The organism is Rhizobium zaerense, assembly GCF_051810725.1.
GTDB classification, from domain to species: domain Bacteria; phylum Pseudomonadota; class Alphaproteobacteria; order Rhizobiales; family Rhizobiaceae; genus Rhizobium; species Rhizobium leguminosarum_I.
The window spans coordinates 171,574-185,781 of sequence record NZ_JBPWQY020000005.1; the positions used below are offsets into that span (position 1 = coordinate 171,574).

Below are 14,208 nucleotides of genomic sequence, written 5' to 3' on the forward strand. Positions count from 1 at the left end.
AAGCCACTCAAAAGAATTAGGTCCCTCAGGACAGACGCATCATTTGCCTTATCCTCCCCCACTCACACCGCCGCACTAAAATCCGCCGCCAGCACCGCGTCCTTGAGCGCCCGCGAATAGGGATGCTGCGGATCATCCAACACCGCCCGCGCCCGTCCTCGCTCGACGATTTCGCCTTTGCGCATGATGATGATGTTGTCGCTGATGTAATAGGCGGTGGCGAGGTCGTGGGTGATGTAGACGATCGAAAGCCCGAGCTCAGCTTTCAGCCGGCCGAAGAGGTTGACGATGGCCATGCGCAACGATGCGTCGACCATTGAGACCGGTTCATCGGCCACCAGCAGGCGGGGTTGCGGGATCAGCGCGCGGGCGATGGCGACGCGCTGCAGCTGGCCACCGGACAATTCGTGGGGAAACCGGCCTTTCACTTCTTCAAGAGTCAGGCCGACATGGACGAGTGCTGCATCCGCCATCTTCTCCGCCTGCTGGCGGTCCGGCCGGTTTCCCGAGAAGGAAAAATTGCGGGCGGTCTCGAAGAGATAACGATCGACACGTTTCAGCGGATTGAAGGCTTCGAAGGGGTTCTGCAGAACCGGCTGCACCTCTTTCATGAAAGCCTTGCGTTCGGATCGGCTATGGATGGCGACGGTCTTGCCGCTGAATTGAAGCTCGCCTTCCGTTGGTTCGGTCTGGCCGAGGATCATCGCCGCGATCGTCGATTTTCCCGATCCGGATTCGCCGACGATCGAGAGGATCTCCGGCTCCGCTCCGAGTTCAAAGCTGACGTCCTTGACCGCCGTGATCAGCCGCCGGCCGAGCATGCCGCCCTGTCGGTAGACTTTGGTGACATGCGAGAGGCTAAGAAGGGCGCTCAAACCTGATCTCCCGTAACGGCAAAACACGCCACCCGCCGCCCCGGCTCGACGGTGACGAGCGGCGGAACCTTCTGCGAGCAGATGTCCATGCGCTTCGGACAGCGCGGGTGAAACCGGCAGCCTTCCGGCGGCATGGCGAGGTTCGGCGGACGTCCCTCTAGCGAAGGGCGGGCCGTCGCATCGCCGATGCGCGGCAGGCTGCCGACGAGATGCTGCGTATAGGGGTGGAGCGGTTTGCTGAAGAGCTTGGGGGTCGGCGCTTCCTCGACAAGACGCCCGGCATAGACGATGCCGATGCGGTCGGAGACGGTCGCATGCACCCCCATGTCATGGGTGACGAACAGGAAGGACGAGCCCATCTCGCGCTGGATTTCGCGGATCATCGACAGCACGTCGCGCTGAACGATGACGTCAAGCGCGGTCGTCGGTTCGTCGGCGATGATGAATTCCGGCGTCAGGATCGTCGCCAGCGCAATGGTCATGCGCTGCCGCATGCCGCCGGAGAGTTCGTGGGGATAGGCGTCGAGCAGCTGCGGATCGAGCTTCAGCCGCTGCAGGTGGGTGGCGACCTTCTCGAGAAAAATCGCCCTGCTGACGTTCATGTGGCGAAAGGCGAAATCGGTGAAGGAATGCCGGATCCGGCGCACCGGATTGAGCACATTCATCGAGCCCTGCATGATATAGGAAAGGTGGCGCCAGCGCAGCGCCATGCGCTCTTCCGGGCTCATCGCATAGATGTCCTGGGTGCCGCCGGCGAAATGGAATGTTACTTTTCCCGACACCACCCGTAGCGGCGGCCGGATCGCGCCGGCGATGGTCTTGATCAGGGTCGTCTTGCCGCTGCTCGATTCGCCGGCGACGCCATAGACCTCGCCGCGGGCGATGGTCAGGCTGATATCGTCGACGGCGCGCACCTCGCGATCGACGCCAAAGAGAAAGGCACGGTAATAGGCTTTCAGATTCTGGATTTCGACCAAAGGGTCCATACTAACTTCCCATCCGGTTCAGCCGGCTGCGCGGATCATTGTATTCGTTCATCGACATGGACAGCAGGAACAGCGCCAGGAAGAGGACGACGATGACGGCGACGGGTGCGGCCACCCACCACCATATGCCCGATATCAGTGCCGAATGCGCATTGGCCCAATAGATCATCATGCCCATGGTCGGCGTCTCGATATCGGTGAAGCCGAGCACCGACAGGGTGATCTCCATGCCGATCGACCAGATCATGTTGTTCATCGTGGTGGCGAAGACGATCGGCAGAACATAGGGCAGGTGCTCCTCGACGAGGATCTTGCGCATGCTCATGCCGGAATAGACGCTCTGGGTGGTGAAGGATCTCGTCTTTAGGCTGATTGCGACCGAACGGATGAGGCGTGCATCGTAGGACCAGCCGAGCGAGGCCATGATGAGGATCAGCGCCGTCCAAGTCATGCTGTCCTTCAGCACGAAGTAGAAAAGGATCAGCAGCGGAAATTGCGGGATGACCATGACGCTGTCGTTGATGGCCATCAGCACCCGGTCGACCGCGCCGCCGGCATAGCCGGCGACGAGGCCGACGACCAACGAGATGATGCGTGAAATGAAGGCGACGCCGATGCCGAAAAACAAGGTGTTGCGAAGCGCGGTCGTCAGTTGCCAGAAAACGTCCTGGCCGCGTGAGGTCGTGCCGAGCCAGTATTCGCCGTCGGGCGGCATGTCCGGCGGCAGCAGATAGATGTCGGTCGCGCCGTAGGGCGAGAAATAGGACAAGATGACGAAGCCGACGATAACGGCAAAGAGCAGCAGGCCGCAGAGGAATTCCATATTCTGGCGCGCGAGGTCGCGGACGATCGTAAACATGCTCTATTCCACCTTGATGCGCGGATCGATCAGCGGGCTCAGAATGTCGATGATGAACACGGCGGCGGCGACGCCGACGATCGACAATGCGCTGAGGCCGAGCACCAGGCTGTAATCGCCGGCATGCACCGCTTCGATCAGCAGGTTGCCGATGCCCGGATAGCCGAAGACGATTTCGGTGATGACCGTGCCGTTGAAGATCGCGCCGAGCGACATGGCAAGTCCGGTGAACTGCGGCACCATGGCATTGCGGGCGATATAGGAGCGCAGGATCTTTCGCTTCGGAACGCCGCCAAGCTCGGCGAAGACGACGTAATCCTCGGTGATGATGTTGGAAACGAGCGCGCGCATCCCGATCAGCCAGCTGCCGGCTCCAACCATGATCAGCGACAAGGCCGGCAGGATCGAGTGTTTCAGGATATCGAAGACCAGGGCAAAGGAGAGGTCCAGATTGGCGTTCATCTCGTAGCCACCGTTGATCGGCAGCACCGGCCAGAGATAACCGAAGACAATCAGCAGCACGAAGGCCAGAATATAATAGGGAATGGGAAGCAGGGCGATGAAGACGAGGCTGACGGCCTTCAGCACCATGTCCTTGCGGTAATAGCCGGCGAGCGCGCCGATGGCATTGCCGAGCACGAAGGTGATGAGGGTCGACACGGTCATCAGCCCGATGGTCCAGGGCAGGGATCGCAGGATGATGGTGGAAACGGGTGTGGGAAAAGCCGACAGCGAGGGACCGAGATCACCGGTCGCAAGCCGAAGCCAGAAATGCAGGTATTGCTGCCAGATCGAGCCCTCCATGCCGTAAAGCTCGCGAAGCGACTGGCGCATCAGCTCGATCGCGTTGGGATCGGACTGACCCATCTGCGTTATCGCGCCTATGCTTTCTTCGACCGGATCGATCGGGGTCAGGTGGGTGACGAAGAATGTGATGGTCACGCCAAGAAATACGACAAGCAGAAACTGACCGAACCGCTTCAGCACAAAGATCAGATAGGACGTCATAGGGCAGTGGTTCCTCTCTGGTTCCCTTCATCGAGTGGAAAGGATCGACGGACATGCCACATGCCCGCCGATTAGGGGGCCGGCGCGCAACACTCGCGCCGGCGTTGGGAGGATTATTTCGGTTGTGCCGGCTTCAGCTTGACCATCATCAGCCTGGAGTTGGCCCAATTCGGCACCGGATCGGTATAGGGATCGGATATCGTCGGATAACCGGTCCAATAGGTCGTATCCATCGAGGTGAAGACGTTATACGACATCAGCGGGATCGTCGGCATTTCGCGGGCAACCAGCTTCAGATAATCCTTGCCGAGCTCGACGCCCTTGGGATCGTCGGCGCTGATGCCGCGGATGCTTTCGATGATCTTGTCGAGCTCCGGATTGCTCCAGCGCTGCCAGTTGCGCGGCGGCTGATTGTCACCCTTCTTGGCCACGAACTGCGAATGCCAGCTGTCGAGGAAGAACGACAGATCGGGATCGCCGCCCCAGGTTTCGACGCTCCAGGCGATCGCCACCTGGAAATCGCCGGGCTGTAGCGCCGTCTGCCAAAGTTTCGCGGCCGGCACGGCTTTGGCGTCGATGCCGAATGCCGCCCATTGCTGTGCGATCAGCGTCCCGGCGCGAGTGAAGACCGAGCGTGTGTCGCCTTCCACCGTCATCCGAATCTTGAAGGGCTGTCCATCAGGGGTCAGCCATTTGCCGCCGGATTTCTTGAAGCCTGCCTTCTCCAGCAGTTCGCCGGCCGCTTTCGGGTTCGGTTTCCACCAGCCATAGCCGAAGGCACCGCTGATTGCCTCAGGATCGGTCGGGATCTGGTCCTTGAACTTCGGCTGTTTGCGCAGGATATCGGCGATCTGTTGCCCGACTGTCGGATCATAGGGCTTGATCTTGCTCTTGCCGGTATCGACCTCGAAATTCTTCAGCCAATCCTGCATCGGCGCCTGATAGTCCTTCATCGTCGCCGCCGTCGGCGGCACGCCGAGCGCCGACAGCGTCGCAGCGCCGCGGTAGCTCGCCATGTCAACCGCCTTGACGTCGATCAGCAGGGCAAGCGCCCAGCGTACATCGGCGTTGTCGAAGGGCGGATTCTGGGTGTTGAAGATCACGGCCGGAAGCGTCGGGTCCGGATGGGCGAAGGGGAAGCCCGGGAACCAGGTTTCGATCGACTTGGATTTCTCCTTGAGGGTGAACATGCCCTCCGGCGTGTTGTCGTGGATGATATCGAGATTGTGCTCGAGCTGGGCGATCGTCCGCTTATCCGGCGGGCCGGGATCGGTATAGGTCACGTATTTCGGGGCCGGCTCGCCGAAGCGGGCAAGCGATGTCCGCTGCCAGTCGTCACGCTTCTCCCAGGTATACCACTTGCCCTGGGGGTCGAATGCCTTCAGCTTATAGGCGCCGAGCGAAACGGGATTGGCGAAATCATAGCGAAGCGGATCTTCGACTTTCTCGAAGACATGCTTGGGCATGATCCAGGCGCCGTTCCAGCGAACGGTGAAAATGGCGTGGAAGCGCGAATTGGGCTTCTTCAGCTTGAACACCACAGTCGAAGGGTCGGTCGCCTCGACGCTTGCCACCTGCACCGAGAAGGCAGCACTCCAGACCATGCCGGGATGATCCATCTGCGTCTTGACGGTATAGACCACGTCGTCTGCCGTGAACTCCACGCCGTCGCTCCAGAAGAGCCCCTTGCGCAGTTTCACGGTCATCTCGGTGAAGTCGGCATTATATTGCGGCTTGTCGGCAGCCAGCGAATTATCCCAGGTCGCGCCGCCAAGTCCTTGTTCGGGGTCGATATACCAGAGCGTATCCATGGTCAGTTGCTGCAGGCCGGTCGATACGCCGCCGCCGCCATTGACCCAGATGTTGAACCAGCCGGGATTTTTGATCGTCCCTTCCGGGTTTTCGACGATGAGCGTCTCCTTGCGCGGCAAGGAGGTGTAGTCATCGGCCTTGGCCGTCGCTGTCAGGCCGAGTGCGGCCAGTGCGACGCCAAATGCGAGCCTCTTCCACTGTTGCATGAACTCCTCCCTAGAAAGCGACGATACGGCGGCCGTAAAGGCACGCATGGGCACGTCGCGGTTGTCGGTTCGCAGAAGCCTCAGGACTTGAACAGTCAGGTCCAGGACCTCGGTGAACCATCTCTCCGGCTCCCTGCCTCCTCGCAGTGAGCCGAATATCTCAGCCGGGGCGGCCCAATGGGCTACCCGGCGGTGACTGTCACACCGACAGCCGAATGACGTTGTAGGAGAACGGTTTCAGCGCCGCGCGCAGCCGTCCATCCTCGATCTTTCCACTCTCGACATTGACGGGGGCGACCGTCTTCGGCCGCGCAGCCGTGTTGACGGCCTCGAGGTCCCCGTGGGTCATCTCCACCTGCTCGACCACCCGCGCATTTCCGAAACCTTCCAGCCGCACATCGAGATCGAGCGACGTGCTCGGATGGCGGTTGACGGCAAAGAAGGTCAGGGTCTTGCCGTCCTCTGAATGCACGGCCGATACGTCGAGATAGGGGACGTCGTTCTCCTCGTCGCTGTCATAGGTCGGGCCATCTAGGACCAGCTGCAGCGCCGTTCCACGGCCATACCTGGAGGCGTAATAGAAGGGGTAATAGATAGTCTGGCGCCACGCCGCGCCGCCGTCTTCGGTCATGATCGGGGCGATGACGTTGACGAGCTGTGCGATGCAGGCGATGCGCACCCGGTCGGAGCGACGGATGAAGGTGTTCAAGATGCCGCCGACCTGCAGCACGTCTTCGAAATTGTAGATGTCTTCCAAGAGATGCGGCGCATCCGGCCATTCATCGCGCGCCAGGATCTCCTTGTCCTGCTGGTTGGAATGATACCAGACATTCCATTCATCGAAGGAAATGCCGATCGTCTTCTTCGAGCGTTTTTTCTCCTTGATGTAGTCGATCACGCCGCCGATCGTGGTGATGTAGCGGTCGAGCTTCGTCGCGCGGGCAAGATAGTTGAGGGTATTTTTCTCGCGGTTGGCAAAATACATATGCAGCGAAATATGATCGGCGCTGTCATAGCACTGCTCGAGAACCTGCGCCTCCCACTCGGGATAGGTCTTCATGTCGGAATTGGACGAGCCGCAGACCACGAGTTCAAGCGACTTGTCAAAGCCGCGCATGGCCTTCGCCGTCTCGTCCGCCAGCCGGCCATATTCATAGGCCGATTTGTGGCCGACCTGCCAGGGACCATCCATCTCGTTGCCGAGGCACCACAGTTTCACATCGTGCGGATTGGACCAGCCGTGCTTGCGACGCAGATCCGACCAGTAGGTGCCGCCGGGATGATTGCAATATTCGAGGAAATTGCGGGCGGCATCCAGGCCGCGTGATCCAAGATTGACGGCAAGCATCGGCTTGGTATTCGCCTTCTTGCACCAGTCGACGAATTCATTCACGCCGATCTGGTTGGCTTCACGGGTGCGCCAGGCAAGGTCGAGGCGCACCGGGCGCTCCGAACGGGGGCCGACGCCGTCTTCCCAATTATAGGCCGAGACGAAGTTGCCGCCGGGATAACGGCAATATGGCGTGTCGAGCTCACGGACCAGATCGAGGACATCCTGGCGGAATCCGTCCTCATCGGCCGTGGGGTGTCCGGGCTCATAAATGCCGCCGTAGATCGCCCTGCCGAGGTGCTCGAGAAATGAGCTGTAGAGCCTGGAGTCAATGGTCGCGATGCGGAAATCGCGGTGGACAACGATGTTCGTCTTCAACGGATCCTCCCGTTTATATATCAGATTTTTTGTTTTCTTGCCCCTAACTTGATATCAGGAATGTTGTTCTGTCAACCGAGTTGCGTTTTTAATCATACTAATGTGGATTTCCGAGAAAATTGTTTTATTCCAGCCTGTTGTTGTAATTGATCGCTCATCAAAACCGGAAAAAAGCGCGATATTTAAATCAAGATTTCCGATTTTTAATTTTCAGACATGCAGCCGCATGATGATATCGCGTCCGTGGTTTCCGAAGCCGCGGCCGAAAATGTTGACGCCGCCGGTATGGCCGGCATTCTCCGCGATGCCGACCCGGAGCCGGATGGAAGAGTGCTGGGCAAGCGCGAGATCGCTGAGCGTGACATTCGATGCGGCGATACCGTCGATGAAGGTTCCGCGCGTCGAGATCCGCCAAGTCTTCATCATACCATATTGCGACCCCTCGAGCTTCCACCATGCCGGCGTGAAGGCGCCCCGCTTGTCGCCGTAGTCGCCGGGCGACGTCCAGGTGCCGATCGCCATGCCATTGACCCAGAGCGTTATATCAGAGGGCCAGTCCGGGTTGGTGCCGGGCACCTCAGACGACAGCTCCATCGAAAACTCGATGGCGCGGATATCCTTGTTCAACACCTTGGCGTTGTTGGGGAATTTATATTCCACATATCCCCTGCCGAACCAGACGAGTCCGGCCTGCATGCGCTGCGGATCGAGGAAATAGTCGGGAACATCGAGAGGGCCGATGACGCTCTCGGTGGAGCAAAGACCACATGGCGCATGGACGTCACAGCTGGTGTAGAGCCCGACCGGCATCTCGACTTCGATGATATTGTTGGCCCTTTGCGCGGCACTTTCCTCAAAGCTGATCAAAATTTCGCTGTAGATCGCAGAGCAGATCTTCTGGTTTCCCTTGCGCGCCTTCGTCAGCTGGGAATCGACAAGCCGGGCGTCTTCCAAAATCTGGATCCCGGTGGCGACAGTCGATTGAGGAAGAGAAAGAGCACGCGCGATGTCGTTGATATTCATCGGCCCCCTGGCGCAGAGCAGCCTGAGCATCTCAAGCCGCGCCGGCGCCGAAAGCGCGCGTATCGCATCATTATTCTCGCCGGCGGCAATCGTCAAAAACGAGCGTTCCATCATTCCCCCACTATTTCCGATGGAATGATGTATATCGTAAATTATGATACAGCAAGTGGGAATGCTTCGACGAGTGGCTACGGTAGCGGCACGGGTCAATGCCCGGTCGCCTCGGCCTGCAGATCGGCATCGGTCAGGGTTCTGAGGAAAGCGACGATGTCGTCGATCTCGGGATCGGTGAGGGCAGGCGCGTCGCCCGGCTTCCTGCCGAAGGGCGGATCCTGGTTGAGATTGTCCCAATAGGCCTGCGGCAGGTCGTCATAGCGGCGAACCGTGCCGTCGGAATTTTTCGGATACCAGCGGCCGGGTTCGCTGTCGCGCGTCGCATAGAAGGAGACGACGTCTCGCAACGAGTGGAAATAGCCGTTGTGGAAGAAGCTCTGCTTCAGCGCGACATTGCGCAGCGTCGGGGTGCGGAACAGGCCGCAATATTCGCTGCGTCCGGCAAAATCGGTGCGCTGAGGGCCGCAAAGACCGAGATCGTGATAGTTCGGATCACTGTTGGCGGGGATCGCCATGTTGCGCGGTACGGCAAGCCCGAGGAAGCCGAAATCGGAAAATTGCGGCGGCTCGCCGTCATTGGCGGGTTCGCTCAAGTGACAGCTCGAACAGTTGCCCTTGGCCGGATCCTCGAACAGTTGGCGCCCATGCAGTTCCTGCGCCGTCAGCGTCGCCTTGCCGGCGAGGAAGGCATCGTAGCGGCTGGAATAGGGATAGAAATCCGGGCCGCTCTGTTCGAAGGTGGCGAGCGCCTCGGCCGCGGCATCGAAGGCATCCTTAGGATGGTCGAACACGGCCTCGCCGAATGCCGCCTTGATGTCGTCAGCATAGGCTGCCGTCTGCAGCTTCGCCACCACCTCGGCCACATCCCTGTCGCCCATCTCGAAGGGTGAGAGCAGCGGGATCTTTGCCTGATCGGCGCCGTGATCGACCCGGCCGTCCCAGGTCAAACCGCCCGTCGGGCCGTTGTCGACGCTCTCGTCGCCTTCGTCCTCTGAATCGTAATAATGCTCGGTGAAAGCAGGCACCGATTGCAGATAGCGCAGGGTCGGAACGGCGCGCAGCCCCGGCTGGTCCCGATGCTCGCCGCCCATCTCAACCGGCATGGCCGATGCCGGGCCGAAGGCGTGAGCCGGATCATGGCAGGACGCGCAGGCTTGAAGCTCCGAGGCCGACAGCGAGGTATCTGAGAATATCTTGCGGCCGAGCGCTGTGAGCGTTTCGGCCCGGGCGAAGGCTTCCGTGCGCGACATCGGCCCCGGATGCACGCCGGCGGCAGCTGCCGCGCTGCTTTGCCGCAGGGGAAGAAGGGCAAGACCAAGCGCCACGGCACCCATGCTGACGGCCAGGCCGGACCGCACAAGCCAGATGATCTTCGTCGTCATCATAAGGATTCCAATAAGTTCGGGCCGGTTTCCGCTATGATCGAACCCCGCTGCAACAAATTGATGACGGCCATCCTCGTGCGGCATCACGGCAAGTCCTGATGTCACAAAGTTGATAGACGGCGGGAATAGCCTCAGCGCGCCCCCGAGCGTTCTCCGCTCCCTCTAGCCAACGCCCCCTAGCCATGAGGTACTTCCCGTGAAAAGACTGAAACTCCTCCATTCCATCCGTCTCGCCGGATCGGCCATGGTGCCGTTTGCCATGGCGACGGCAGCCCATGCGGCGCCCGCCGGCTACGACAAGATCGACAATGTCGTCGTCATCTATGCCGAAAACCGCAGCTTCGATAATCTCTACGGCAGCTTTCCCGGCGCCGACGGGCTCTCGAACGCGACAGCCGATCGCGCCCGCCAGCTCGACCGCGACGGCCAGCCGCTGCCCGAACTGCCGCCGGCCTGGGGCGGCCTGACTGCCAAGGGTGTCTCGCCTGCTGTCACTGAGGCGCAGTCGGCCCATCTTGCCAACGCCTCCTTCGCGATCGACGATCCGAAGGGCTTCGCGCAGGCGCCTTCGGTCATCACCCGCGACCTCTGGCATCGCTTCTATCAGGAGCAGATGCAGATCGACGGCGGCAAGAACGACAAGTTCGTCGCCTGGGCCGATTCCGGCAATCTGGTCATGGGTCACTACGACGGCTCCATCCTGCCGATGTGGCAGGTCGCCAAGAAATACGTCATTGCCGACAATTTCTTCCAGACCGCCTTCGGCGGTTCGTTCCTCAACCACTTCGCGTTGGTCTGCGCCTGCGCGCCCTATTATCCGGATGCCGACAAGAGCCCGGCCAAGCCGACCATCGCCAAGGTGGATGCGGATGGGACATCGCTGACGGTCGCGGAGAATGCCCCGAAGTCGGCGCTGGAGGGCGCACCGAAATTCGTCTCCGACGGCACGCTGACGCCCGACTTCTACGCCGTCAACACCATGCAGCCACCCTACCAGCCGAGCGCCAATCCGCCGGCCAAGGACGGCGATCCGGCCTTTGCCGATCCGGCGGCCGCAACGACGCTGCCGCCGCAGCATGAAATCACCATCGGCGACCTCATGTCGCTGAAGGGTGTCAGCTGGAGCTGGTATAGCGGCGCCTGGCAGGCAGCCCTGGACGGCAAGAACGCCACGCCGGTGCCGAACTTCCAGTTTCATCACCAGCCGTTCAACTATTTCGCCAATTTTGCGCCCGGTACGCCGGCGCGCGCCGAACACCTGAAAGACGGCGGCCTTGGCGGCGAAGCCTTCTTGAAGGATATCGACGATGGCAAGCTGCCGGCAGTTTCCTTCTACAAGCCGCAGGGCAACCTCAACGAACATGGCGGTTACGCCGATGTTTCGAGCGGCGACCAGCATCTTGCCGATATCGTTTCCCATCTCGAGAACAGCCCGCAATGGGCCCATATGCTCGTTATCGTCACCTATGACGAGAATGGCGGCTTCTGGGATCACGTCGCACCGCCGAAGGCCGACCGCTGGGGTCCGGGCAACCGTATTCCCGCCTTCATCATCTCGCCCTTCGCCAAGGGCGGCATGGTCGATCATACCCAGTACGACACGACCTCGATCATCCGCTTCATCACCGCGCGCTACGATCTGCCGGTTTTGCCCGGCATCCTCGCCCGCGACAAGGCGCTTGGCAATAACGACCGGCCGCCGATGGGCGACCTGACTGCCGCGCTCGACCTGACGCATTGACCGATCATGAGCGGCCCCGGCGCTGACCGGGGTCGCTCTGCAACGAAGTCTATCGTCATCGACGCAGCAGCGGCCGCAACGCGGCCTGTGTTTCCTTCAGCAGCGGCAGATAGCGTTCCTTCATCTCGGCGGCGGGGACGAGGGCGGCCGGCGCGCCGATGTTGATTGCTGCGACCGTTTCACCGCGGTCGTTGTCGATGGGCACGGCAATGGAGCAGAGGCCGATCTCCAGCTCCTGATCGATGATGGCGTAACCCTCGGCGCGGACCCGACGGAATTCGGCGATGAGCTCGTCCGGATCGGTCTTCGTATTCGCCGTGTTTTGCTTCAGCTCGCTGCGGGCGAGGATGGCACGTGCCTCGCTTTCGGCCAGGGCAGCAAGCAGCACGCGGCCCATCGAGGCGCAGTAGGCGGGCAGGCGGCTGCCGGGGGTCAAGTTGATCGACATGACGCGGCGCTGCGAGGCGCGGGCGATATAGACGATGTCGGTGCCGTCGAGCACCGAGGCCGAGGCGCTCTGGCCGGCTTTCTGCGAGAGTTGATCGAGATGCGGCTGCAGCAGCGCCGGCAGCGGCGTCGCTGCGAGATAGGCATGGCCAAGGCGCAGGATCTTCGGCGTCAGCGTGAAGAACTTGCCGTCGTAATCGGCATAGCCGAGCTCGGCGAGCGTCAGCAGCGAGCGGCGCACGGTGGCGCGGTCAAGCTCCGTCAGCTTGGCGGCCTCGGCGATGGAAAGCCGCTGCCGCGTTTCACCGAAAGCTTCGATGACTTTGAGGCCGCGGGCAAAGCCGCTGACAAAATCCGTTTCGCGCATGTAAGGCTCCTGTGTTGGGGCTGCCTGTCTACACATTCCATGACGCTTCGCCCTTCGCTTGCGCTTCGGGCATTGGTCGCTGCAATCGATTCACTGGATCGATTGCTCGGGCTGCGCCCGACCGCTCCTTATTGTGCGATATATGAACAAATATCAAATATCGCACAAATTCGTTGCCGGCTGGCTTGCCGCGCTTTATGTCTACGCCAGCGGACGGGATGGAGAGTTCCCGACCGCATCAGCCAAGGAGAGATCCCGCATGGACAAGACAGTCGGGAGCACGGCGGAAGCTGTCTCTGAGATCGGTGATGGCGCGACCGTCATGATCGGTGGTTTTGGTGGCTCAGGCGCACCGATCGAGCTCATTCATGCGTTGATCGACAAGGGCTCCAAAGGCCTCACCGTGATCAACAACAATGCCGGCAACGGGCGCATCGGTATCGCTGCGATGATCGATGCCGGCATGGTCAGAAAGATGATCTGTTCTTTCCCGCGTTCGTCGGATCCCCGCGCCTTTACCGATAAATATCTGGCCGGCGAAATCGAGCTCGAGCTGGTGCCGCAGGGAACGCTTGCCGAGCGCATCCGCGCCGGCGGGGCCGGCATCCCGGCTTTCTACACGCCGACGGCCTACGGCACCGAACTGGCCAACGGCAAGGTCATCGCCGAATTCGACGGCCGCCATTACGTGCAGGAGCGCTGGCTGAAGGCCGACTTCGCAATCGTCAAGGCTGCGATCGGCGACATCCAGGGCAATCTCACCTACAACAAGGCCGGCCGCAACTTCAATCCGCTGATGTGCATGGCGGCGGCGAAGACCATCGTCCAGGTCTCATCCATCGTGCCGGCCGGCGGCATCGATCCCGAGCAGGTGGTGACACCAGGCATCTTCGTCGACCGCGTCGTTGCCGTTCCCCATCCCCAGCAGGAAGAAGAGCTCATTCGAGCCGGAGTGGCCTACGTATGACGATCGATATCAGCCGCATCAACACCCGCGAAGACATCAAGCTTTCCAATGCGCAGATCGCCTGGCGCGCCGCGCAGGACATCGCCGACGGCGCCTATGTGAACCTCGGCATCGGCTTTCCGGAAATGGTCGCCCGTTATCAGCCGCCTGGCCGTCAGGCGATTTTCCACACCGAAAACGGCATCCTGAACTTTGGCGAGCCGCCGGCGGCAGGCGAAGAAGACTGGGATCTGATCAATGCCGGCAAGAAGGCGGTGACGCTGAAGCCGGGTGCTGCCTTCTTCCATCACGCCGACAGCTTCGCCATGGTGCGCGGCGGTCATCTCGACGTCGCGATCCTCGGCGCCTATCAGGTTGCCCAAAGCGGCGACCTTGCGAACTGGCGGGTGGGCAGCAAGGGCGTGCCGGCCGTCGGCGGTGCCATGGACCTGGTGCACGGCGCCAAGCAGGTCTGCGTCATCACCGAACACGTCACCAAGACAGGCGAGCCGAAGCTGGTGGAGAAATGCACCTTCCCGCTGACCGGCGTCGCCTGCATCACCAGGATCTATACCAGCCATGCCGTCATCGACATCGTCAAGGGACGCTTCGTCCTGCGCGAGAAGCTGGCCGCGATGTCGCAAGAGGAATTGCAGGCGATGACCGGCGCGCCGCTGCATGTCGACGGGCCGGTTGCGGACCTCGTCGTCCCCCAACTCTGAGGAAAAGCC

The 14,208-nt window shown here is 60.9% G+C and carries 12 protein-coding genes; 3 read left to right on the forward strand and 9 right to left on the reverse strand.

Going from position 1 to position 14,208, the window contains the following annotated elements; translation table 11 throughout:
- Positions 1 to 62 precede the first annotated feature (62 nt).
- The 8 genes from ACS4RR_RS31690 to ACS4RR_RS31725 form a co-directional block, all read right to left on the reverse strand.
- On the reverse strand, positions 63 to 875 hold the full coding sequence (locus ACS4RR_RS31690; RefSeq protein ID WP_260111980.1) for an ABC transporter ATP-binding protein: 813 nt from the start codon (positions 873 to 875) through the stop codon (positions 63 to 65).
- A complete protein-coding gene (locus ACS4RR_RS31695; protein ID WP_456190703.1) occupies positions 872 to 1,861 on the reverse strand; it encodes an ABC transporter ATP-binding protein in 990 nt (329 codons plus the stop codon). The genes ACS4RR_RS31690 and ACS4RR_RS31695 overlap by 4 nt, the downstream gene beginning before the upstream one ends.
- Position 1,862: 1 nt before the next feature.
- Entirely contained in the window at positions 1,863 to 2,720 is an 858-nt protein-coding gene (locus tag ACS4RR_RS31700; protein ID WP_017968309.1) for an ABC transporter permease, read from the reverse strand.
- 3 nt (positions 2,721 to 2,723) lie between these two features.
- On the reverse strand, positions 2,724 to 3,728 hold the full coding sequence (locus ACS4RR_RS31705) for an ABC transporter permease (RefSeq protein ID WP_003554064.1): 1,005 nt from the start codon (positions 3,726 to 3,728) through the stop codon (positions 2,724 to 2,726).
- A 113-nt stretch (positions 3,729 to 3,841) separates the two neighbouring features.
- Positions 3,842 to 5,746 (reverse strand): ABC transporter substrate-binding protein, encoded by a 1,905-nt coding sequence (locus ACS4RR_RS31710; RefSeq protein WP_260111982.1) that lies wholly within the window; start codon positions 5,744 to 5,746, stop codon positions 3,842 to 3,844.
- A 199-nt stretch (positions 5,747 to 5,945) separates the two neighbouring features.
- The gene (gene arfA / locus ACS4RR_RS31715; RefSeq protein WP_260111983.1) at positions 5,946 to 7,454 is read right to left on the reverse strand and encodes an arabinosylfuranosidase ArfA; all 1,509 of its coding nucleotides are present in this window, start codon (positions 7,452 to 7,454) and stop codon (positions 5,946 to 5,948) included.
- A 210-nt stretch (positions 7,455 to 7,664) separates the two neighbouring features.
- Positions 7,665 to 8,591, reverse strand: a complete 927-nt coding sequence (locus tag ACS4RR_RS31720; protein WP_170256523.1) for an ArsR/SmtB family transcription factor — start codon at positions 8,589 to 8,591, stop codon at positions 7,665 to 7,667.
- A gap of 92 nt (positions 8,592 to 8,683) precedes the next feature.
- Positions 8,684 to 9,973 carry a cytochrome-c peroxidase gene (locus ACS4RR_RS31725; protein WP_260112009.1) on the reverse strand — a complete coding sequence of 430 codons (1,290 nt, stop codon included), beginning with the start codon at positions 9,971 to 9,973 and terminating at the stop codon, positions 8,684 to 8,686.
- Between the two features lie 199 nt (positions 9,974 to 10,172).
- Between ACS4RR_RS31725 and ACS4RR_RS31730 the strand changes: the two genes are divergently transcribed.
- Positions 10,173 to 11,717: an acid phosphatase gene (locus ACS4RR_RS31730; RefSeq protein WP_260111984.1), complete on the forward strand. Its 1,545-nt coding sequence runs from the start codon at positions 10,173 to 10,175 to the stop codon at positions 11,715 to 11,717.
- A gap of 55 nt (positions 11,718 to 11,772) precedes the next feature.
- Here ACS4RR_RS31730 and ACS4RR_RS31735 read toward each other — a convergent pair whose 3' ends face one another.
- Positions 11,773 to 12,531, reverse strand: a complete 759-nt coding sequence (locus ACS4RR_RS31735; protein WP_260111985.1) for an IclR family transcriptional regulator — start codon at positions 12,529 to 12,531, stop codon at positions 11,773 to 11,775.
- A gap of 259 nt (positions 12,532 to 12,790) precedes the next feature.
- On the opposite strand from ACS4RR_RS31735, the gene ACS4RR_RS31740 reads away from it, so the two are divergent.
- On the forward strand, positions 12,791 to 13,498 hold the full coding sequence (locus tag ACS4RR_RS31740) for a 3-oxoacid CoA-transferase subunit A (protein ID WP_017968319.1): 708 nt from the start codon (positions 12,791 to 12,793) through the stop codon (positions 13,496 to 13,498).
- A complete protein-coding gene (locus tag ACS4RR_RS31745) occupies positions 13,495 to 14,199 on the forward strand; it encodes a CoA transferase subunit B (RefSeq protein WP_170256527.1) in 705 nt (234 codons plus the stop codon). The genes ACS4RR_RS31740 and ACS4RR_RS31745 overlap by 4 nt, the downstream gene beginning before the upstream one ends.
- The last annotated feature ends 9 nt before the right edge of the window (positions 14,200 to 14,208 follow it).